Here is a 20,282-nt window from a genome sequence, read left to right on the forward strand (position 1 = left end):
GCAGGATTGAATTCAACTTAGTGGCTCAAGCCATTGAAAAGACGCATGTATTTCTACAATATGGCCGCAGCGGGCTGCTATGAAATTTCTTCGGCACGTTATTTCATCTGGCGATCCGGGAATGCGAATTGCTGGGCTCGGATAAATCCATTGCGAAGCGCCTGATAATCCGCGCCTCGTTTTGCGCAAAATCCGTTAATAAAAAGTCCCGAAATCCGGCGGGATTTCGGGACTGCGAGGTGCGTCGTTCGCATCAAAACGCAAGCAAGCGTAAACGGCCTCAGGCGGGCGCTTCCTCCGACGTTCTTTCGAACGAAATTGTGCCCAGCGCAGCCTGGGCACGCGCCCGGCCAACCTCCAGCCATTCCGGGCCCCGGGCCGTTCCCTCGACCGCGACAAAGGTCACCTGCGTCAATCCGATCGTCGCCAGCACGTGACGCAGGTACGGCGTCAGGAAGTCCGGCTGACGGGCCTCTTCACCGCTGAACGCGCCACCCGACGAAATCGCGACATACACCGGCCTGTCAGCGAGCACGCCAACCTTGCCTTGGGGCGTGATGTGAAACGTGTGGCGGACCCGGACCACGTGGTCCAGCCACGCTTTCAGCGAGGAGGGCACGGTGAAGTTGTGCATCGGCGTCGCCAGCACGACGTGGCTGGCCTCGTCCAGCATCCGGATCAGATCGCCGGACGCGAGCAGCGAGCCATTTTCCAGTCCGTCGGCTTCGGGTTCGTCTCGCGCCGCCAGCACAGCCGCATAGTCGCCATCCGCATGGGTGAGGGTGGTGGCGTCGAACTCCACGACGTCCAGGCCGCCGGCCGGACCCGTCCGCGTCAGCCGGTCGATGATCTGCTGCGACAGGCGATAGCTTTCGGACTCGAGCCCCCGCGGGCTGCAGCGAATTCGAAGAATGCTCATTCGGAACTTCCTTTCAAGGGTTTGCTGAACCGGATGGCGCTGGTCAACAGGCCCTGCCGGAAATAGAAGCGTTGCGCCAGCGCGTTGCCCAGCCCGGTATCGAGCACAAACTTGTCGCAGTCCGCATCGCGAGCGAGTTGGTCCAGTTCGGCGATCAGCCGGGCGCCCCAGCGGCTGCCGCGCGCCGAGGGATCCACGACCAGGTCGTCCACGTACATGAAGCGCCCATAGATCAGGTTTTCCTGATAGCGGTATCCCGCCAGCGCCACCGCCTGGCCGTCACGCATGACGGCCAGCAGCCGGTAGTTTTCCTGGTGCATCCGGGCCAGGCGTTGGACGAAGTCGTCCGCCTGGGCCAGATGCGGACGCAGTTCGCGCATCAGCGGCAGGCAAGCCCGCCATTCTTCCGGCGTCTCCAGATGGCGCAGTGCCGGCTCAGTGGAGGATGTATGCATGGATCAGTCCCTCAGGGGTTGGGGCGCTGAACGTACGCCCACCGTGAGTACGAATCTTAAAAAGCGCATGCCATAATTTGAAGGGCCATAAATGCGCTTACGGACTATGCCATGATTCCTGCAACACCCGACGCTCTGCAAACCGTCGCCGACGCCGCCGGCCTCCCGCTGTACCGGCAGGTCTACGAGCGTTTCCGTAGCGCCATCGCCGAAGGCGCCCTCAAACCCGGCGACCGCATCCCGTCGGCACGCGCGCTCGCCAAGGAAATCGGCGTGGCGCGCGGCACCATTGAAGTCGCTTACTCGCTGCTGGCGTCGGAAGGGTACATCCAGGCGCGCGGCCAAGCGGGCACCGTGGTCGCACCCAACCTGCAACCCGCCGCGCGTATGGCCTCGGCGGCCCCGGCGGCCCCGGCGGCCCGGGCCCGGCCCGCCGAGGCGGTCGAAGATCGCTGGCCGCGGCCGGCCGCGCCGCTGCCATTCCAGATGGGGCTGCCCGCGCTGGACGCCTTTCCGCGCAAGATCTGGGCGCGGCTGGGCGCGCGGCATCTGCGCGGCATGCAGCCGCCCGACCTCGGCTACCCGGATCCTGCCGGATTGCTTGGGCTGCGGACCGCCACGGCGGCTTACCTGCAGGTCGCGCGCGGCATCCAGTGCACGCCGCGCCAGGTGTTCATCACGTCGGGCTACAACAACACCATGCAGCTCATCATGCAGGCGCTCTTCAAGCCCGGCGATTCGGTCTGGGTGGAAGACCCCGGCTATCCGCCCACCCGGGTGCTGCTGGCGCAGGCCGGGATGCAGGCCGTGCCCGTGCGTGTGGACGCGGAAGGTTTGGTGGTGGAGGCGGGCATCGCGCAGGAGCCGCGGGCCCGGGGGGCCGTCGTGACGCCCGCGCATCAAAGTCCGCTGAGCCTGTCGCTGTCGCTGCCCCGGCGCCAGGCCTTGCTGGACTGGGCTGAACGCAACAGCGCGTGGATCGTGGAAGACGACTACGACGGCGAGTACCGCTACGTCGGCCGTCCGCTGCCCGCGCTGAAAAGTCTGGACCGGCAGGGCCGGGTGCTGTATTCGGGCACCTTCAGCAAGGTGCTGTTCCCGGGTATGCGGCTTGCCTATCTGGTCGTGCCCGAAGAGCAGGTGCCGCGTTTCGAGCGCCTGTGTATGCTGCTGGCGGGCGGCGCACCGGCGTTGACGCAGGCCGTGCTGACGTCGTTCATCAACGAAGGCCATTTCGCGCGTCACATCCAGCGCATGCGCCGCCTGTACTGCGAACGGCGCCACGCCACGGCGGCAGCATTGACCGATGTCATGGGGTCCCGCTTGCGCATCGATTTGCAGCCGGGCGGCATGCACCTGGTGGCGCGCCTGGAAGGCCATCAGACCGATCGCGAACTGGCGTCGCGCATGCTGCAGCACGGCCTGTATGCGCAAGCCTTGTCGCACTGGTCGGCGGCGCCCGATGCGCGCTCCGGCCTGCTCATGAGCTTCACCAACATCGTGTCGGCCGAGCAGGCGGAGCAACTGGCCCGCCGGATCCAGCAACTGATGTGAAACGCGGAAGGCAAGCGCTGGTCAGTTCAGGCCCGCCTTGTCCAGGCCAAAGGCCTGGTCGGCCGAACCTGGAACAGTGCGGAAGGCGACGTTCAGGCGATTCCAGCCATTGATCGCGACCACCCGGAACGTCAGGTCCGAGAGCTCGCTTTCCGTGAACTGGGCGCGCACGGCGTCGTAGATTGCGTCCGGCACGCCATGAGGGGGCAGGGTGGTCAGCGCCTCGGTCCATTCCAATGCAGCGCGTTCACGTGGCGAGAAAAGCGGCGATTCGCGCCAGATGGCGACGTGATGCAGGCGCAACGCGCGCTCGCCTTTGATCGTCGCCTCCTTTACGTGCATGTCCAGGCAGAATCCGCAGCCGTTGATCTGCGAGGCGCGGATATCGACCAGGTCTCCCAATTCCTGGACCACGGCGGTTTTCTTGAGCGCCATGCTCAAATCGACATACTTCTTCGACAGGACTTCGGACACCTGGAAATAATTCAAACGCTGGCTCATGTGCATACCTTTCTGATGCGATGGAAGTTGAACTGACCGGACCATGATGCGGCCGATTGGCCTAACGCTGAAGTGCCATGAATCCGCTTTTGGTATGGGCCATGATCCGCCGCGAGCAAGGCGCGGCAAGCGCCAATTCCTGACATTTATCCGATTGAATCCCGGCCGTGGCCCGGCTATAAGCTTGGAACTGGGGCCCGAAAGACATCGCCGCCCCGACTCCCAAGAAGCCCGAGCCGATGCCGCACCCATCCCCCCATGACGAACATGTCGACAGCAAGCCGACCACCGGCGCACGCGCCCAGACAGGCCGCGGATCCTGCCTTGAAGTGTTTCTGGTCTTCCTGCGCCTGGGCTTGACGTCCTTTGGCGGACCGGTGGCGCACCTGGGTTACTTCCGCACTGAATTCGTCGACCGGCGACGCTGGCTCGATGACTACGCGTTTTCCGATCTGGTCGCGTTGTGCCAGTTTCTGCCAGGCCCCGCCAGCAGCCAGGTCGGCATGGCGATCGGCCTGCGCCGGGCCGGCTGGGCCGGCATGCTGGCCGCGTGGATCGCATTCACGCTGCCATCGGCGCTCGCCCTGATCGGCTTTGCCATGGGACTTGCCCACTATGGCTGGCTGTCCGAATCGGCCGCCATCCATGGCCTGAAGGTCGCGGCGGTCGCCATCGTGGCGCAGGCGGTCTGGGGCATGGGCAGATCGCTCTGTCCGGACAGGCCGCGCGCCGCGCTGGCTATCGCCGCCGCATTGCTCACCGTGGTGCTGCCCACGGCGCTGGCGCAGATCGGGGCCGTCGTGCTGGGTGCGGTGATCGGCGCGGCCTTCCTGCAATTGCCGCCCCGGCCCGTCCTGTCCAATGCCTCGTCGGGCGTGCCGCGCGCGGCGGGTCTGGTGTCGCTGGGCCTGTTTGCCGCGTTGATGGCAGGGTTGCCATTGTGGGCGCTGCTGTCGGACGGGGCGCTGGCCAGCCAGATCGCCGGCTTCTACCGCGCCGGCGCCCTGGTCTTCGGCGGCGGGCACGTGGTGCTGCCGCTGCTCGAAACCGCGTCCGTCTCTTCCGGGATGGTGTCCAACGCGGAATTTCTGGCCGGATACGGCGCGGCGCAGGCCATGCCCGGCCCGTTGTTCACCTTCGCGGCGTTCCTGGGCGCCATGTCGTCCGGCCCCTTGTCCGGCTGGGCGGGCGGCCTGACGCTGCTGTGCGTCATCTTCGTGCCGGGCGCCTTGCTGCTCGCCGCGGCGCTGCCATTCTGGGATACGTTGCGCCGCCGGCCCGGCGTGCGCAACATGGTGGCCGGCGTGAATGCCAGCGTCGTCGGCATCCTGCTCGGCGCGCTGTACGACCCCGTCTGGACCAGCGCGATTCTCGGCAAGGCCGACTTCGGCCTGGCGTTGCTGCTGTTTGCGCTGCTGGTCTATGGCCGGTGGTCGCCGGTGTGGGTGGTGCTGCTGGCCGCCGTCAGCGGCTGGTCGCTGGGCTGGCTGGTCTAGCCATTGCGTGCATCGATCCGCCGGCCCAGTGCCGGCGACAGCAGCAGCAACGGCGCCACAATCACCGCCCCGATCAACGCCATGGCGGCCTGCGGCGCCATCCCGCTATCGAGCAAGACGGTCGCGATCACGGCCGACCCGCTCATCTGGAACAGCCCGTAGACCGCTGCAGCGGTGCCCGCGCGGTCCGCGAACGGTTCCAGCGCCAGACTCAACCCCGATCCCAACGCCAGCGAGAACCCCACGGTCAGCACCGCCACCGGCAGCATGAAGATCCAGGCGGAAAGCGGCGCCCACAGCCATGCCCCCAGATGCAACGCCGACGCCAGCAGCAACGCCGTCATGCCGACGCGCACCATGGTGTAGCGGCCATACCGAGCGATGAATGCCGGCGCCAGGAAGAAGGCGGCGATGTTGATGGCCGCATTGCCACCGAACCACGCCGAAAATCCCAGCTCTGAATAGCCGAGTTGCTGCACCAGCACGACCGGCGCGGCCGACACGAACACCAGGATCATGGCCATGCCCGCCATGCCGAAGCACGCGAAGTACAGGAACCTGCCGCTGGCAACGATGGGCGCATAGCGGGGCAGGCTGTACAGCGCGCCCGGGCGGTGGGCCTGCTTGGCCCGCGTCTCCTCGAAGCGCAGCGCAAGCAGCGCCGCCAACGCCAGCGCGAACACCGCCATGAACACGAACGTGCTGCGCCAGCCCGCGTGGAGCGCCAGCATGCCGCCCACCATCGGCGCCAGCGCGGGCACCGTACACAGCGCGCCGTTCAGATAGCTATAGACGCGCGCGCCGACGGCCGGGCTGAAGCAATCGCGGACGGCGGCAAACGCCACCAGCGACGCGGAACACGCGCCAAGTCCCTGCACAATGCGCGCGGCATAGAACACGTCGAGCGATGTCGCCGCCGCGCCCAGCGCGGAGCCCGCCAGATACGCCAGCGCCCCGCACAGCGCCACGGGCCGCCGGCCATAGCGGTCGGCAAGCGGTCCGATCAAGACCTGACCCAGACCGACCGCGAAGATGAAAAGCGTGATGCTGGCCTGCAGCGCGCCGATGGGCTCGTCAAACGCGTGCGCCATGGCGGGCAGGGAGGGCAGGTAGATGTCGATGGCCATCGGCGTAAGCGTGACCAGTCCCATCAAAAGACCGATCAGCCAGCGCTGGCCTCGGGGCGTCAAGGCAGACTTCATTGCAGGCTCTAGGGCCCATTGCAGACCCGGGAAAACCCGACATTATCCAGGATCGCGGGCGGTCGCGCCGGAGTAGAATCACTCACCCATGAACCCGCCCGCCTTGCGCCCTCGCATCGTCATCCTTTACTGCACGCAGTGCCAGTGGCTGCTGCGCGCCGGCTGGATGGCGCAGGAACTGCTATCCACGTTTTCGACCGATCTGGGCGAAGTGGCGCTGCAACCGGGTACAGGTGGCATTTTCCAGATCACCTACAACGGCGACCTGATCTGGGACCGCAAGCGCGACGGCGGTTTTCCCGACGCCAAGGTGCTGAAGCAGCGCGTGCGCGACCGCCTGGATCCGGGCCGCCCGCTTGGGCACATCGACGGTCATGGCGGCAGCGACGCGTCCGCACCCGAACGCTGAAAGGCCGCCTTCGGGAAAAGGTAGGCAATGCCGCTGGCCAGGAAGGGGCCCAGTCATCTTGGATCAGTCAATACGCCAATTCTTGGCCCTGTTGCACCGGCATGCGGCAGGGTAATGTTGCGGTCATCAACCACAGCAAAAGGAATTGGAATGACCCGCCTGAACTGGCAAGAAACCGCACCCGACGGCGCGAAGGCGCTCTTTGGTATCCATCACTACGTCACGCAGCGCACGGCGCTACCCGCGGAACTCGTGCATCTCGTTTTTCTGCGCGTCTCGCAGATCAATGGCTGCGCGCACTGCATCGACCTGCACACCCGTGACCTGCGCAAAACCATGTCGGTCGACAAGATCACGCTGGTGCCCGTGTGGGACGAAGTTCACCACCTGTTCTCAGACCAGGAACGCGCAGCATTGGCGTGGGCAGAGGAAGTGACCCGCGTCAGCGAAACGCACGCCTCGGACGAAGCCTACGCCGCCGCCTCGGCCGCGTTCGCACCGAAGGACCTGGTCGACCTTACGATCGCGATCGCTGCCATGAACGCGTTCAATCGATTGGGCGTTCCCTTCCGGGTTCCCGTCGCCGCCAAGGCATAAAAGCCCCACAACGCCAGCCAGACGTGCGCGGCGTTTGCGGTCAGCCAGCGATACGCAAAAAAAAGGCCGGTCCTTGCGAGACCGGCCAAAGCAGCACTACCCCGAAACTTGCCTTGCGGTTACGCAGCAGACTCCGCGTGCTTGAGCGCTTCGCGCGCCTTGCGTGCGCGCAGGGCCGACACCGCGAGCAACGCGATCAGTCCCACGCACGCCAGGATGAAGCCCAGGCTGATGGGCCGCGTCACGAAGATCGACAGCTCACCACGGGACAGCAGCAGGGCGCGGCGGAAGTTTTCTTCCACCATCGGCCCGAGCACAAAGCCCAGCAGCAGCGGCGCCGGTTCAAACCGCAGCCGGATCAGCGCGTAACCCGCCGCGCCAAACAAGGTCACCATCCCCACGTCGAACAGGTTGTTGTTCGTGCTGTAGACCCCCACGCAGACAAAGAACAGCGCAGCAGGGAACAGATAGCGGAAGGGAACGGTCAACAGGCGCACCCACATGCCGATCAGCGGCAGGTTCAAGAGCAGCAGCAGCACGTTGCCGACCCAGAAGCTGGCGATCAGCCCCCAGAACATGTCGGCGTGCTCGATCATCATCTGCGGACCCGGCTGGATGCCGTGGATGATGAGCGCGCCCAGCATCAGCGCCATGACCGGGTCGCCAGGGATACCCAGGCTCATGGTCGGGATGAAGCTGGTCTGCGTCGAGGCGCTGGTGGCCGCTTCCGGACCGGCGATGCCTTCGATGGCGCCGCGGCCGAAACGGCGCGGTTCCTTTGCAACCTTCTTTTCCGTTGCGTACGAGATGAACGACGCAATGGTCGGACCCGTGCCCGGCAGGATGCCGAACGCCGCGCCGATGGCCGTGCCGCGCACCAGCGCGCCGCGCGATTGCTTGATGTCGCCGGCTTCCGGACGCATGGACTTCAGGCTCACCTTCGCGGACGTGACCTTGCTGTCGCCGCCGATGCGATTGATGTTCTTCAGGAAGTCCGCCACGCCGAAGAGGCCCATGGCCAGCGCCACGATCTGCAGGCCATCGGACAGTTCCAGGATGCCGAAGTGAAAGCGCATCGTGCCCGTGTTGACGTCCGTGCCCACCACGCCCAGCAGCAGGCCGACCACGACCATCGCCACGCCCTTGATCGCCGATCCCTTGGCCAGCGTGGCGCCGGCCAGCAGGCCCAGCATCATCATCGAGAAGTACTCGGCCGGACCGAACTTGAACGCAACGTCAACCAGCAGCGGCGAGAACAGGATCATCGCCAGGATGCCGACGGACGCGCCGCAGAACGACGAGAACATCAGCATGAAAAGCGCCGAGCCGGCCTTGCCGTTGCGCGCCAGCGGATTGCCGTCCAGACACGCTACCGCATGCGACGCGGTGCCCGGCAGGTTTAGCATGATCGACGTGATCCCGCCGCCGTATTGCGAGCCGTAGTAGATGCCGGACAGCATCACCAACGCCGCGGTGGGCGTCATCGTGTAGGTCAGCGGCAGCAGGATCGAAATGGCGGCCAGCACGCCCATGCCCGGCAGCACGCCGATCAGGTTGCCCATGAACACGCCGAAGATGGCCCACATCAGGTTGTCCAGCGCGAACGCGACAGAGAACCCGTGCATCAGGTTATTGAAGATTTCCATGGATCAACCCCAGCGGAACAACGGAAACTGGAGCTGCAGGGCCCAGGAGAAAACCGCCACGCCAAGCACCGTCACACCGGCGGCAAGAATGGCTGCGCTGCGCCAGGTGTGCTGGCGATCGCCCATGGCAGAGATGAAGACCAGCACGAAGGTCGCCGGCACCAGGCCGCCGAACTTGCCGATCAGAATGAAGGACAGCAACCCGCCGATGATGCAGCCCCAGCCGCGCCACTCGGGCGGCGCCACTTCTTCGGCATCTTCCTCGGCAACCACGGGCGACGTCGCTGTCTTGGCAATGGCCAGCCCCAGAAGGACGAGCAGCACGCCCAGAATCGCGGGGAACATGCCAGGACCCATGCGATCAAGGCTTCCCAATGTGTAGGTTGACGCCTGCGCGATGGCGCCCAGGCCCAGCACGATCATCGTGCCCGCGGCCCACGCCTCGCGCCGTACGGCGCTGCTTTTTGATTGCATGGTCTTTTCCTCCCGTTGTTGTGCTTATGTCTGACTGCGGTCTGAACAAAAGCTGACACTGCAATGAATGCGGGAGTCTAAAAATCCAAACTTCCGTTCACCTTTCAAGGTTCGCGAAAGTTGCGCGCGGGTGTGCGTATCGCCACGAAACCGGGGGAAATCCCTAGGCCTTTTTCAACCGAAAAGCGGGCGTTGCGCGCATGCGGATCACATGCGCGCATGCGTATTGATGGGTACTACAGGCCCAGTTCCGACAGCCCCGGATGATCGTCGGGACGGCGTCCCAGCGGCCAATGGAACTTGCGGTCCGCTTCCTTGATCGGCATGTCGTTGATGCACGCATAGCGGTTGAACATCAGGCCGTCTTCGTTGAACTCCCAGTTCTCGTTGCCATACGAACGGAACCAGTTGCCCGAATCGTCATGCCACTCGTAGGCATAGCGCACCGCGATGCGGTTGCCGTTGTAGGCCCACAGCTCCTTGATCAGGCGGTAGTCCAGCTCGCGCGCCCATTTGCGCGCCAGAAACGCACGCGCTTCCTCGCGGTTCGTTGCGAACTCGGCGCGGTTGCGCCAGTGCGTGTCCAGGCTGTAGGCCAGCGAAACCTTGTCGGGATCGCGGCTGTTCCAGCCGTCTTCGGCCAGGCGGACCTTCTGGATGGCACTTTCGTGCGTGAAGGGGGGAAGGGGCGGGCGGACTTCGGAGGGGGTCGTCATGGCAAAGGCCTCATGGACAGGGGGGTGAAAAAAGCAAGTGGAGGACGCGGACTCAGTGGTCCGCGTCAAGCAGCGCCTGGGCGGCGCGTTCGGCGCTGTCGGTGATGGATGCATCGCCCGTGACCATGGCCACGGCAATCGCACCGTCGATCAGCACGAGCAATTGGCGCGCGCGCTCATCGGCGTGCGGCAGGCCCGCGGCCTGCACCAGCGACAGCACGTGGGCAAGCAGACGTTCCTTGTGGCGCCGGGCTACCGCGCGGATCGGGCTGTCCGCGTCGCCGATTTCGCCGGCGGCGTTGATGAACGCGCAGCCGCGAAAGCCGTCCGACGCGAACCATTCGCGCAGCGCATCAAAGATGGACAGAAGGCGAGCACGCGGCGAGGGCGCGCGGGTCGTGGCGTCGATGAACCACTGCATCCAACGCTCGTCGCGGGCCGTCAGTGCAGCGGCAACCAGGACTTCCTTCGTGCCGTAGTGGTTGTAGATGGTCTTGCGGGATACGCCAGAGGTCTTGACGATGAGGTCCATGCCGGTGGCATTGATGCCGCCGCCATAGATCAGATGTTCGGTGGCGCGCAGCAGCTTTTCACGCACGTCGGAGGCGGGGGTGAGGGCGGTGTCGGACATATGGAGAATGATCGTTCTATCTGCAATGGGCAGATGGTAGAACGATCATTCTCCAAAGTCAATCACTCGCAGTTTTGAGTCGTTGCCAGCACCGCTTGGCATCGAATGGATGCCGCGAGCAAACGGCATCCGGTACTCCTGCTTGCTATTTCTGTCAACTTTGAGCTAAAATCTTTCATCTATCGGCAAAAAAACAATAAAACTGCCGATACCTCTTCCCGGCGCCGCCTGCTTTCTGAATGCTCCCCCGCACCCGCGGCATTCATGGCCCGCCAGAATCTGTGCATGGTGCTCGGCGGGGGAAGCCATGTGCCTGTCCAGGAGCATGCTTATGACTCATCAATTGACTGCCAAGAAGGGAAGCTTCGAGATCCCCCCGCTGAATTGGAAAGCGCCCGAATCCAACAAGCAGTCCGACCGTCACGACGCGCCTTCCCGTAGCGCCGAGACCTCCAAGCAGGCCGACGTTTCACGCGTCAAGTCGTAATCCGGCAAGCGGGCAATCCGCTCTGCAGGTAGCAGTAGTCAGGTAATCCGCTGAGCGCATCGCCCATCGGCCCAGAAGCTAGACGGCCCAGCCGCCGTCAAGCTTCTGGGCCGTCTAGCTTCTGGGCCGTCTAGCTTCTGGGCCACCAAACTTCCGGGCCGCCAGAAACGATGTCATCCCAGGGTGCGTTGCTGGACCTGATTGCGCCCGTTCAATTTCGCCAGATACAAGAGTTCGTCAGCGGCACGGAAAAGGCCGCTGACGGATTCCGCATGGCTCCAGGAAATGCATGCCACGCCGAAGCTGGCCGTCAGGCCAAACGTGGCGCCGCTTTCCGACGTGACGGTGCTTGCGCCGATGCTTGCACGCATGCGTTCCGCCATCTCTACCGCCTGCTGCGCGCCGCGCGTGCGGCACAGCACGGCAAATTCCTCTCCGCCCACGCGCGCGACCACATCTGACTGACGCCAGACTGTGCGGCATAAATCGGCCACGGCCTTGAGCGCCAGGTCGCCGCTCGCATGGCCGTACGTGTCATTGATGGTCTTGAAGTGGTCGATATCGAACAGGATGAAGGCCAGCATCGGCTGGCTTTCGTCCCAATGGGCGCACGCCGCCTCAAACCGCTTCTCGAAGGCGCGCCGGTTCAACAATCCCGTCAGGTAGTCCGTTTCGGCGGTATGCGCCAAGTCCGCAATCAGCCGGTCGCGCTCCGTCTCAAGGCGCTTGCGCGCCGCGGCGTTTTCCTTCAACACGCGCAGCGCATTGAAGACCTCCTCGACTTCGCCATGGTATTTGCCCGGTGGAATCTTGGCCGGCGTCGACCCGCTGGCGATTGATCCGATGATGCGCGTGGCCAGTGCAAAAGGCTGGATCACGCGCTTGCGGAATTGCACCAGCGCCACGGCCAGCGCCGCCACGAGCAGGGCGGTCGCCGCCAGGGTCACGGCAAGCAATCGGGCTGCTGACATGCGGTGCGCGTCGATGTGACGTTCCATCTCGTCCAGCAGCACGTCGCGGAACTCGGTGATGGCGCCCATCATCGGCACATACGCCGCGGCCAGATCGCCAGTCGAGACAGAGGCTTCGTCCCACTGCCGCGATGCCTGCTCGCGCACATCGTCAAGGTAGGCCAGGCCTTCGCCAAAATAGCGCGCTTCCATCCGCGCATACACCTCGGTCGCCCGCACATCCGGATGTGTCGCCATCCGAGCCCTGATCAGCGCGTGCAACTCGTCGATCCTGCCGAGCACGCGTTCGATACGGTACTGTTCCTCGTCGGTCAACTGCCGGCGCTGGCTTAAAGCGGGCGTATAGGTGGAACCGAGCAGGCCGGCCTGTTCGCGCAGTTCGCTGGCCAGCAGTGCCAGCGTCAACAGGCTGGGCGCATTGGCTTCGCTGCGCATGACCAGCCCCGCGTTGACGGCCAGGCTCGCCTGCCATTGCGGAATGATGCGCACCATGGCGCTGACCGCGTCCCACAGCATCTGGCCGGATCGCTGACCGCGCGGGGCGGCGATCAGTCGGTCGACGTCCTGGCGCGCTTCGGCTAGCGCCTGGCGTATGCGTTGGATCTCGCCGCGCTTGGCTTTGCCGTCGGCGCCGGCGTGCAGCGCCAGCAGCGCCTCGATCAACCTGTCCGTGCGTGTCCGAGCCGCGGCCAGCGATGCCATGACCTCCGGCGGCACGGGCAGGGCAGATCCCAGCGCCGCGTTCATGGGGCCGCGCTCGGCGGAGGCTCGCTCCATGACGCGGATCGTCGCGCGCACCGAGGCAAATGCCTGCCGCGCCTCCGACGCCGCGCCGTACGACTGCCAGTTCTGGTACAGCAGGATGCCGGCAAGCACCGACACCAGCAACAGCACGCCTACAGCCAGCGCGATGAAATGACGTTCCAGGGATTTTGGCGCGACGGCGGGGCGCAACATCTCGGCGTGCAGGTCCAGGCAAAGTCGAAGCTGCGCAGAATACTGTAATTGCCCTTGCTGATATTGGGGCTTTGGCAGATTCCGCCGGATTTCAATTTATGTAGGCAAGAATATTTCGCTGGAATGCGGTTAATTGCGGTTTTCTGCGAAATCTTGCGGCGACCAGTCTTCGTGTCATATCTGCCTAGGCCTCTTGCTGGAACGCGCACTGGATCCTGGTGCCGAGCCGCTGCGGCTTGGCGCCGCCACGGCGAATTCACCCGACGGGCTTCACACCTCGTGCATGACGACGCGATTGCGCCCCTGCTGCTTGGCCACATACAACGCCGCGTCGGCCGCCCGGAACGTCTCATCCACGTCCGGTCCTGTCGACGGCCACTGGGCCACGCCCGCCGATACCGTCACGCGGTTGGCGCCGTGCAATGGCCGTTCTGCAATATGCGCGCGCAGCCGCTCGGCCACATTCACCGCCTCCCGCGCCGCCACGCCGGGCAACAGGATCAGGAACTCCTCTCCGCCGTTGCGGCACAGCACGTCCGACGGCCGCGAACATTCACGCATGATCTGCGCCATATCGCGAATCACCTCGTCGCCGACGTTGTGGCCGTAGGTATCGTTGATGCGCTTGAAGTGATCGATATCCAGCGCCACCACCGAAAACGGCGTGCTGCCGGCCTGCATCTGGTCCACCGCGTCCTGCGTGCCGCGTCGGTTGCGCAGCCCGGTCAGCGGGTCCGTGATGCTCGCCAGGTTCAGTTTGCCGATCTTGTCCTGCAGGCTCGTGAAGCTGGCCATCACGGCGCGCTTGAGCCGTTCGGCCTCGAAGTACCAGGCCTTCACGGACTGCACGCGCTGCATCGCCACGGATACGTCCTGATGCTCCACGTTCGTGGCCAGTTGCGACAGCGGCAGCGAAATCATGCGGGCGCACCACCAGATGGCCAGCAGGAAAGCCACCGCCAGCGGTGCGGCATAGCCCAGCAACGCCCAGATCAGGTCGTGGATCGGTTCCAACGTGACCTGGGCGGGGCGCTGCGCCACCACGCCCCAACCGCTGATGGGCACCGGTGCGTACCCGGCCAGCATGTCCACCCCCTTGGTATTGATGACGCGCATCGCGCCGGTATTGCCCTTGATCACCGAGGCGACCACCGGATTCGTCAGGACTATTTCGCCGACGCGCGCGGGATCGGTGTGATAGAGAAGCTGTCCATCGCCATCCACCACATACAGATACGACCCGTCGTGGTAATGATGCTTGCCCAACAGCTCGTTCAACGCGCTTTCATTACGCAGGTAGATCGTGCCCCCGACGTACCCCATGTAGACGCCGTCGTTCGAAAAGATCGGGTGCGTGACATTGATCAGCAGATTGCCCGCGATGGACACGTACGGCTTGCTGATCATGGGCTGGCGTTTGCTCAAGGCGGCGCGGCTGCCGGGGCTGTCGACCTGCACGCCCAGAAAGTTGCGGAAAGACGCCGTGGTGGCCAGGATGGTGCCGTCCGCGCCCACCACGCCCACCGAGTTGAAGCTGTCCGTCTGTTGCTGCACGCGCATCACTTCGGCAGCCAGGCGATCCGGGGACGCCATCAGATCGGGCATGTGCCGGGCGCTGTATCCCAACTGCTGCTGCGCCGATCGCAGAAAACTGGCCGCGCCTTCGGCCAGCTTCGTCGCGTAGACGCGGTTCGATTCGAGCGTGTTCTCGATCAATTGCTCCCGCTGCACGCGATAGCTTGCATACAGGGCATTGGCCGTGGCGGCGATGGCGCTGAAGACGGTAAGCGCAAGCACAAGCCCGCGGAGATTGATTTGCATGGGATCGGAACGGGCAGCGGACGAGCCAGGCGTCCGGGCGCTTACCGTTGATTCGAAGGATATCGGTCGGGACGAGGGCCGGAGCGCAGTGATTGTAAAGTCACTGCCTGCATTACGGCAGGTTGCGCGGATCCTGTAGGTCTGGGGCAGGCGGGTCGTCCAGCAGGCGCGCCGCGGGCGATTGCGCCGCCGCCCCGGCCCGGAAGTACCCCATCACCGTCGCCACGCTGGCGTGGCCGGTCATCGCCATGGTGTCGCCCAGCGGCACGTTGCGCCGGCCGGCTTCCGTCACAAAGCCCGAGCGCAGGCTGTGCGCCGAATACGCGCCGTCCAGCCCCGCCAGCCGGCTGCGTTCCAGGACGATGTCGCGCACGGCCGCGGCCGCCAGCGGCTCGGCCACGACATCGCCACGCCGCACCCGCCTGAAGATCGGCCCTTGCTGGACGCCGCTGGCTGCCAGCCAGTCGGCCAGCGCTTCAGCAGCCTTGCCCAGGATCGGCTTCTGGTCCTGCGCCCGGACGGCGCCCGTCTGGTTTGTTTTGGAATGCGCCATCGTAAAAAGATAGCCATCGCCCGTGCGGCGGGTGTTTTCCATCGTGGCGCGCACCACCTCCGAGCGGCGGCGGCCGCCGCTGGCCCAAGCGAACAGCAGCAGCGCACGGTCCCGCTTGCCGCGCAACGAGTCGTCGCAGGTCTCCAGCATGGCTTCAAGCGGTTCGCGCGTCAGCGCCTCTTTGCGCGCGGGCGCCACGCCGCGGCGGGCATAGGCCCGGCGGGTCTTGGACACCAGCTCTCGCACAGCGGCGCCGCGACAGGGGTTCGGGTGCCCCAGCAACTCATGCGCCTTGGACAGCACGGACAAGCGCTGCAGCAGCGTGTTCAGGCTCGGCGCGCCAAGCTTGCCTTTCGCCTTCAGCCGCACCAGTTCCCGGTCCAGAGCCAGCGGCAGCTCCCACTCCAGGCCGGTATCGGAAGACCGTTGCGCGTGGTCCACCACGAATTGAATGACTGCGGCCTCGGACACGGGCAAGGCGAAGGCCTTGCCATACCGCAACCCGAACCACGCCGACCAGTATCGGATCGCCGCGCGGTAGCTTGATGCCGTGTTGGCCGAACTGCCTTCGCGCATCAGGTCGCGCACGGCGGCGTCGGCGTGGCTGTCGAGCGTGTCGGGATCCAGCGGCGCCAAGGCGGCTGTCAGCGCCGGGGCCATGCCAGGCAAATCATTCATGTTTCCGCGCCCACGGCAGTTGGCCGTCCCTTTGGTTTTGGTAATAAAACAGTCGAATAATCCCGTCATGTTAGCCGGTGAGCGTGCGGCTACCGGCGTCCGGCCGTTGCGCAGGGCGCCGGGCGCGGTGCTACGATTTCCCGCACGCAAGTCAACTTCCGACGCTAGGGCAAACCGTAGCGGTAAGTGTCCCGGCGGCGTTCCCTCAAGGAGCAATCCATGGCCGCAACCGTCGCAGACTATCTTGTCAAAGTGCTTGCTGAAGTTGGCGTCCGCCGCATCTGGGGCGTGACAGGCGACAGTCTCAATGGACTGAACGACAGCCTTCGCAGGATGGGCCGGATCGAGTGGATGCACACCCGCCACGAGGAGACCGCGGCTTTCGCCGCCGGCGCAGAAGCTGCCATCACCGGCACGCTGGCGGTATGCGCCGGCAGTTGCGGACCCGGCAATCTGCATCTGATCAATGGCCTGTTCGACTGCCAGCGCAGCCGCGTCCCCGTGCTGGCCATCGCCGCCCACATTCCGTCGTCCGAGATCGGGTTGGGATATTTCCAGGAAACCCATCCCCAGGACCTGTTCAAGGAATGCTCCGACTTCGTCGAGCTTGTCTCCAACCCGGCGCAACTTCCGGGAATACTGGCCCGCGCCATCAATACGGCGGTCGGCAGGCAAGGCGTGTCCGTCCTGGTGATACCGGGCGACGTGGCGCTCGCCGCAGCCCCTTCGGACGTGCCGGCCTCGTGGCCGCAGCCTCCGGCGCCTCCTCACATCCGCCCGGACGCGACGGCGGTGAAGAAGCTGGCCCAACTGCTGAACGGGGCGGGGAAGGTGTCGATCCTGGCCGGTAGCGGCTGCGCCGGCAGCCACGATGCCGTGGTCGCGCTGGCCCAGCGGCTCAAGGCTCCTGTCATCCATGCGTTGCGCGGCAAAGAGCACGTCGAATGGGACAACCCTTGCGACGTCGGCATGACCGGCTTCATCGGCTTTTCTTCCGGCTATCACGCAATGGAAAACGCCGACCTGCTGCTGATGCTGGGCACGGATTTTCCGTACCGCCCGTTCTATCCCAAACACGCAAAGATCGTGCAGGTCGATCGCGATCCCAGCGCCCTGGGCCGACGCGTGCCGCTGACGATGGGTCTTGTTGGCGACGTGGGCGAGACCATCGCCGCGCTGCTCGAGCAACTGGAGGACCGCCAGGACAGCGCCTTCCTTGACGCCGCGCTTCGGCATTACCGGGATTCCCGCAAAGAGCTCAACAACCTGGCCGCTCCCGCGCCCGCCGGCCGGCCGCTGCATCCCCAGTATCTGGCCCGGCGCATCAACGAATTGGCCGATGACGACGCCATCTTTGCAGCGGAAGTCGGTTCGCCCACCGTATGGGCGGCAAGATATCTCACCATGAACGGCAAGCGCCGCTTGCTGGGTTCCTTCAACCACGGCTCCATGGCCAACGCCATGCTCCAGGCGATCGGCGCGCAGGCGGCGGCGCCGGGCCGGCAGGTGATTTCCATGTCCGGCGATGGCGGGTTCACGATGATGATGGGAGATTTTCTGTCGTTGTCGCAGTTGCAGCTTCCCGTGAAGATCGTCGTCTTCAACAACGGCTCGTTGGGCTTCGTCTCCATGGAAATGAAAGCGGCCGGGTTCCTGGATACCGGCACCGACCTGCAGAACCCCAATTTCGCCGCCATGGCCGAAGCCGTCGGCGTACGCGGCATCCGAGTGGAATCGTCCGAATTCCTGGATGCGGCGTTGCAGGAAGCGCTTGCCCATCCCGGCCCGGTGCTGGTCGATGTGTTGACCTCGTCGCAAGAGTTGATCGTCCCGCCCAAGATAAAGCTCGAACAGGCCAAAGGGTTTGGGCTGTACATGCTGAAGGCCATCATGAACGGCAGGGGTGACGAGGTAATCGAATTGGCGAGGACAAATCTGGGGCGGTGAGTTGAAACGAACGGGCGACATTCTGGCGACGGGCGCGGCGCGTTAGCCGACTGGGTCTTTTGCGAAGTCGTGAGGGAAGGGTGCAGCAGCCTCCTGCCCGTGCCTGTCTTGTGATTTGCTCAGCGATTAACCGAGTTCCACCGAATATTTGCGGCAGAAGCGTCTCGAAGAGCGCGGACGTCCTGCTGACTTGCGCGCTAGCGGCATGTGCGCGTATCTTTCGACTTAAATGTACGAAATCATACGTACGATGTACGATATAAAACATATATCGCAAATAACTCACGATAAGGTTCCATTATCGTGACTAATTCGACCGTCTAACTCGACAGAACATCAACATGGCCAATGGAATCACCGAATCAGATGTCTGGACCGCGGCAGACGCACTGTTGCTCGAAGGCGCCCGGCCCACGATCGAGCGGGTACGGCAGAAGATCGGCCGGGGCTCTCCCAACACAGTTAGCCCGCATCTGGAAACCTGGTTTCGCGCCCTTGGCGCGCGCATCCAGGATCCGGGCGCTTTCGCTGCACCGCCTGCCGTGCCGGATCCGATCGCACAAGCGGCGACGCATTTTTGGGAAGCGGCGCTGGCTGCGGCCAGGGCAGAACAGGCCCAGGCTTATCAGGAGCGCTGGGAAGAACTGGCACGGGAAGGGGAACGGTTTGCGGCGCAGGCCGAGCAGCTGGAACAGCGCGAAGCGCAACTGCTTGAGCGCGAGCACGACCTGCAGGAAGCGTTGAAAGTCGCCACGGCCCAACTGGCAACCACCGAAGCCCGCCTGCAAGCGGCCGAAGCGCAATTGCGCCAGCGAGACAAGGCGCTAGCCGCCTCGCAGGACAGCCTGGAGGACGCCCGCGGCGCCAACAAGGCCCTGCTGGCTGACGCCGAACAGGATCGCGACCGCCACGCACAGGCCATTGCAGCGTTGGAAGCGCGTCACGCTGCCCACGAGCGGCGATGGCTCAACGAACTGGATGCGGAGCGAGGAAGCGTAAAGCGCCTGCAAACCCGCCTGGATGCATCGCTGTCCGCCGCCCAGCAACAGGCAGATCAACTGCGGGAAGCGCTCGCTGCGTCCCAAGCGCAACTTCGCGCGTCGGAACAACAGGCGGCCGCCTTGCAGGCGCAGGGGTTGGCCGACCAGCGCCTGCAACAAACCGAAGCCGTCGCCGCGGCCAATGCGCTACAGGCTAGTCAGGCGCGCGAATCCGAACTGGCGCAGCGCCTGGCTACGGCATCCGCGCAGGTGAATGATCTGTTGGCGCAATTGAAGTCGCGAGACGCCCAGTTCGGTGATTTGGCGAGCCGCTTGCTGGCAATCCAGGAAACGCCAAAACCGGCGCAGTCTTCGCAGTAAGCGGATCCGGTAGTGGCGGCGCGGGCTGAAGGACCGTGATTCACGCGTGGTGGATGGCGCGCCCGATTTCGTATATTTCGATGCGAGCAGCGTGCCGGGAAAGAACCGAAAAAGATGCCCCGAAAGCCGAATCTTCCGGGGCGCTGCCTTCTCAATCTTCAAGAAAAACCTTGCTCATCCGCGTACCGGAGCAGTTCGGCGTTGGTCTCGATGTTCAACTTGCGCATCGCCGACTGTTTTTGCGTGCCGATGGTTGCCACTGAACGATGAAGGCGCCGCGCGATCTCGGTAACGGATAGGCCCTGCGCAAACATCCGCACCACCTCCAGCTCTTTCGGCGACAACCCCTTTCCCTTGCCGGCACGTCCCATGGTCACGTCGTTCTGGCTGAGCCGCTGGCTGATGCTGTGCGACAGGATCGGCCCGCTCTCGCTCAGCGCGCGCACACAGATGGACACCAGCTCATCGATCGGCTCCTCCTTGCTGACGATTCCCGCCACGCCCACTTGGCGAAGCTGGTTCAGTATGCCGCTGTTGGACAACATCGTGAAGACCACGATGGGAATTTCCGGGAACAGGCGCTGCAACCGCTCAATCAGCCGCAAGCCGTCTTCGTCCGCGGACCGGGCGGCCATTGAAAAGTCGGTGACGATGAGATGGCAGGGATGGTCCTGCACGGCAGTGACGAGTTCGAGGCCCGAGCGAGCCGTGGCCACCACCGTAAACCCGGGCACATCGTTCAGGGAATCCGCGAGCGCGAGGGAGATGATGGGATGGTCGTCGGCGACGATGATCCGAACATCTTGATCGGACGAAAGCTTCATCATGGTCCCGCCATCGCGTTGATGTTCGACTGCGCCTGGTAAGCCCGGGTGTCCGGATTGCGACACGGTACGGGGAAGCCGGT

Annotated in this window: 19 protein-coding genes; 7 read left to right on the plus strand and 12 right to left on the minus strand. The window is 64.5% G+C overall.

Annotation, left to right across the window (positions count from 1 at the left end; all coding sequences use genetic code 11):
- Positions 1 to 280: 280 nt before the first annotated feature.
- The gene (locus tag KW836_RS15205) at positions 281 to 919 is read right to left on the minus strand and encodes an FMN-dependent NADH-azoreductase (RefSeq protein WP_218343801.1); all 639 of its coding nucleotides are present in this window, start codon (positions 917 to 919) and stop codon (positions 281 to 283) included.
- The gene (locus tag KW836_RS15210; RefSeq protein ID WP_175121554.1) at positions 916 to 1,374 is read right to left on the minus strand and encodes a GNAT family N-acetyltransferase; all 459 of its coding nucleotides are present in this window, start codon (positions 1,372 to 1,374) and stop codon (positions 916 to 918) included. The genes KW836_RS15205 and KW836_RS15210 overlap by 4 nt, the downstream gene beginning before the upstream one ends.
- A 111-nt stretch (positions 1,375 to 1,485) precedes the next feature.
- Between KW836_RS15210 and KW836_RS15215 the strand changes: the two genes are divergently transcribed.
- Entirely contained in the window at positions 1,486 to 2,928 is a 1,443-nt protein-coding gene (locus KW836_RS15215) for a PLP-dependent aminotransferase family protein (protein ID WP_218343803.1), read from the plus strand.
- A gap of 21 nt (positions 2,929 to 2,949) precedes the next feature.
- On the opposite strand, the gene KW836_RS15220 is transcribed toward KW836_RS15215, so the two are convergent.
- Complete coding sequence (locus tag KW836_RS15220; RefSeq protein ID WP_175121552.1) at positions 2,950 to 3,429, minus strand: carboxymuconolactone decarboxylase family protein; 480 nt, start codon at positions 3,427 to 3,429, stop codon at positions 2,950 to 2,952.
- 239 nt (positions 3,430 to 3,668) lie between these two features.
- Here KW836_RS15220 and chrA point away from each other — a divergent pair, with 239 nt between their 5' ends.
- Complete coding sequence (gene chrA, locus KW836_RS15225) at positions 3,669 to 4,925, plus strand: chromate efflux transporter (protein WP_218343804.1); 1,257 nt, start codon at positions 3,669 to 3,671, stop codon at positions 4,923 to 4,925.
- Here the strand turns inward: chrA and KW836_RS15230 are convergent.
- The gene (locus KW836_RS15230; RefSeq protein WP_218343806.1) at positions 4,922 to 6,127 is read right to left on the minus strand and encodes a multidrug effflux MFS transporter; all 1,206 of its coding nucleotides are present in this window, start codon (positions 6,125 to 6,127) and stop codon (positions 4,922 to 4,924) included. The two genes, chrA and KW836_RS15230, sit on opposite strands and share 4 nt — an antisense overlap.
- An 88-nt stretch (positions 6,128 to 6,215) precedes the next feature.
- On the opposite strand from KW836_RS15230, the gene KW836_RS15235 reads away from it, so the two are divergent.
- Both KW836_RS15235 and KW836_RS15240 read left to right on the plus strand, forming a co-directional pair.
- Positions 6,216 to 6,536, plus strand: a complete 321-nt coding sequence (locus KW836_RS15235) for a SelT/SelW/SelH family protein (protein ID WP_175185278.1) — start codon at positions 6,216 to 6,218, stop codon at positions 6,534 to 6,536.
- A gap of 150 nt (positions 6,537 to 6,686) precedes the next feature.
- Positions 6,687 to 7,133: a carboxymuconolactone decarboxylase family protein gene (locus KW836_RS15240; RefSeq protein ID WP_175121548.1), complete on the plus strand. Its 447-nt coding sequence runs from the start codon at positions 6,687 to 6,689 to the stop codon at positions 7,131 to 7,133.
- A gap of 119 nt (positions 7,134 to 7,252) precedes the next feature.
- Here KW836_RS15240 and KW836_RS15245 read toward each other — a convergent pair whose 3' ends face one another.
- The 4 genes from KW836_RS15245 to KW836_RS15260 all read right to left on the minus strand — a co-directional run bounded on the left by KW836_RS15245 (position 7,253) and on the right by KW836_RS15260 (position 10,600).
- The gene (locus KW836_RS15245) at positions 7,253 to 8,779 is read right to left on the minus strand and encodes a tripartite tricarboxylate transporter permease (protein ID WP_175121547.1); all 1,527 of its coding nucleotides are present in this window, start codon (positions 8,777 to 8,779) and stop codon (positions 7,253 to 7,255) included.
- A gap of 3 nt (positions 8,780 to 8,782) precedes the next feature.
- On the minus strand, positions 8,783 to 9,253 hold the full coding sequence (locus tag KW836_RS15250; RefSeq protein WP_175121546.1) for a tripartite tricarboxylate transporter TctB family protein: 471 nt from the start codon (positions 9,251 to 9,253) through the stop codon (positions 8,783 to 8,785).
- Positions 9,254 to 9,489: 236 nt separating this feature from the next.
- Entirely contained in the window at positions 9,490 to 9,969 is a 480-nt protein-coding gene (locus tag KW836_RS15255) for a DUF1348 family protein (RefSeq protein WP_175121545.1), read from the minus strand.
- Between the two features lie 52 nt (positions 9,970 to 10,021).
- Positions 10,022 to 10,600: a TetR/AcrR family transcriptional regulator gene (locus KW836_RS15260; protein ID WP_218343809.1), complete on the minus strand. Its 579-nt coding sequence runs from the start codon at positions 10,598 to 10,600 to the stop codon at positions 10,022 to 10,024.
- A gap of 331 nt (positions 10,601 to 10,931) precedes the next feature.
- Here KW836_RS15260 and KW836_RS15265 point away from each other — a divergent pair, with 331 nt between their 5' ends.
- Complete coding sequence (locus KW836_RS15265) at positions 10,932 to 11,087, plus strand: hypothetical protein (protein ID WP_175121543.1); 156 nt, start codon at positions 10,932 to 10,934, stop codon at positions 11,085 to 11,087.
- Between the two features lie 173 nt (positions 11,088 to 11,260).
- On the opposite strand, the gene KW836_RS15270 is transcribed toward KW836_RS15265, so the two are convergent.
- From KW836_RS15270 to KW836_RS15280, 3 genes are all read right to left on the minus strand, one after another.
- The gene (locus KW836_RS15270) at positions 11,261 to 13,015 is read right to left on the minus strand and encodes a diguanylate cyclase (RefSeq protein WP_218343812.1); all 1,755 of its coding nucleotides are present in this window, start codon (positions 13,013 to 13,015) and stop codon (positions 11,261 to 11,263) included.
- 270 nt (positions 13,016 to 13,285) lie between these two features.
- Entirely contained in the window at positions 13,286 to 14,836 is a 1,551-nt protein-coding gene (locus KW836_RS15275) for a sensor domain-containing diguanylate cyclase (protein WP_218343814.1), read from the minus strand.
- Positions 14,837 to 14,948: 112 nt separating this feature from the next.
- A complete protein-coding gene (locus tag KW836_RS15280; RefSeq protein WP_370633031.1) occupies positions 14,949 to 16,067 on the minus strand; it encodes a site-specific integrase in 1,119 nt (372 codons plus the stop codon).
- A gap of 219 nt (positions 16,068 to 16,286) precedes the next feature.
- Between KW836_RS15280 and poxB the strand changes: the two genes are divergently transcribed.
- Together poxB and KW836_RS15290 are read left to right on the plus strand one after the other, a co-directional pair.
- Positions 16,287 to 18,014, plus strand: a complete 1,728-nt coding sequence (gene poxB / locus KW836_RS15285; RefSeq protein WP_218343816.1) for a ubiquinone-dependent pyruvate dehydrogenase — start codon at positions 16,287 to 16,289, stop codon at positions 18,012 to 18,014.
- Between the two features lie 341 nt (positions 18,015 to 18,355).
- Positions 18,356 to 19,375, plus strand: coding sequence for a DNA-binding protein (locus tag KW836_RS15290; protein ID WP_218343818.1), 1,020 nt, complete (start codon positions 18,356 to 18,358; stop codon positions 19,373 to 19,375).
- Positions 19,376 to 19,533: 158 nt separating this feature from the next.
- On the opposite strand, the gene KW836_RS15295 is transcribed toward KW836_RS15290, so the two are convergent.
- Positions 19,534 to 20,202 carry a response regulator transcription factor gene (locus KW836_RS15295; RefSeq protein ID WP_175121538.1) on the minus strand — a complete coding sequence of 223 codons (669 nt, stop codon included), beginning with the start codon at positions 20,200 to 20,202 and terminating at the stop codon, positions 19,534 to 19,536.
- Positions 20,203 to 20,282: the final 80 nt, after the last annotated feature.

This window comes from Achromobacter sp. ACM05 (assembly GCF_019218915.1).
GTDB classification, from domain to species: Bacteria; Pseudomonadota; Gammaproteobacteria; order Burkholderiales; family Burkholderiaceae_B; genus Achromobacter; species Achromobacter animicus.

Bases quoted from the DNA above. Each gene is read 5' to 3' on its own strand.
- KW836_RS15230 (WP_218343806.1), bottom strand. From the start codon at position 6,127: ATGAAGTCTGCCTTGACGCCCCGAGGCCAGCGCTGGCTGATCGGTCTT.
- KW836_RS15295 (WP_175121538.1), bottom strand. From the start codon at position 20,202: ATGATGAAGCTTTCGTCCGATCAAGATGTTCGGATCATCGTCGCCGAC.
- KW836_RS15220 (WP_175121552.1), bottom strand. From the start codon at position 3,429: ATGAGCCAGCGTTTGAATTATTTCCAGGTGTCCGAAGTCCTGTCGAAG.
- chrA (WP_218343804.1), top strand. From the start codon at position 3,669: ATGCCGCACCCATCCCCCCATGACGAACATGTCGACAGCAAGCCGACC.
- KW836_RS15260 (WP_218343809.1), bottom strand. From the start codon at position 10,600: ATGTCCGACACCGCCCTCACCCCCGCCTCCGACGTGCGTGAAAAGCTG.
- KW836_RS15290 (WP_218343818.1), top strand. From the start codon at position 18,356: ATGGCCAATGGAATCACCGAATCAGATGTCTGGACCGCGGCAGACGCA.
- KW836_RS15275 (WP_218343814.1), bottom strand. From the start codon at position 14,836: ATGCAAATCAATCTCCGCGGGCTTGTGCTTGCGCTTACCGTCTTCAGC.
- KW836_RS15205 (WP_218343801.1), bottom strand. From the start codon at position 919: ATGAGCATTCTTCGAATTCGCTGCAGCCCGCGGGGGCTCGAGTCCGAA.
- KW836_RS15270 (WP_218343812.1), bottom strand. From the start codon at position 13,015: ATGTTGCGCCCCGCCGTCGCGCCAAAATCCCTGGAACGTCATTTCATC.
- KW836_RS15280 (WP_370633031.1), bottom strand. From the start codon at position 16,067: ATGAATGATTTGCCTGGCATGGCCCCGGCGCTGACAGCCGCCTTGGCG.
- KW836_RS15210 (WP_175121554.1), bottom strand. From the start codon at position 1,374: ATGCATACATCCTCCACTGAGCCGGCACTGCGCCATCTGGAGACGCCG.
- KW836_RS15235 (WP_175185278.1), top strand. From the start codon at position 6,216: ATGAACCCGCCCGCCTTGCGCCCTCGCATCGTCATCCTTTACTGCACG.
- KW836_RS15215 (WP_218343803.1), top strand. From the start codon at position 1,486: ATGATTCCTGCAACACCCGACGCTCTGCAAACCGTCGCCGACGCCGCC.
- poxB (WP_218343816.1), top strand. From the start codon at position 16,287: ATGGCCGCAACCGTCGCAGACTATCTTGTCAAAGTGCTTGCTGAAGTT.
- KW836_RS15265 (WP_175121543.1), top strand. From the start codon at position 10,932: ATGACTCATCAATTGACTGCCAAGAAGGGAAGCTTCGAGATCCCCCCG.
- KW836_RS15255 (WP_175121545.1), bottom strand. From the start codon at position 9,969: ATGACGACCCCCTCCGAAGTCCGCCCGCCCCTTCCCCCCTTCACGCAC.
- KW836_RS15250 (WP_175121546.1), bottom strand. From the start codon at position 9,253: ATGCAATCAAAAAGCAGCGCCGTACGGCGCGAGGCGTGGGCCGCGGGC.
- KW836_RS15240 (WP_175121548.1), top strand. From the start codon at position 6,687: ATGACCCGCCTGAACTGGCAAGAAACCGCACCCGACGGCGCGAAGGCG.
- KW836_RS15245 (WP_175121547.1), bottom strand. From the start codon at position 8,779: ATGGAAATCTTCAATAACCTGATGCACGGGTTCTCTGTCGCGTTCGCG.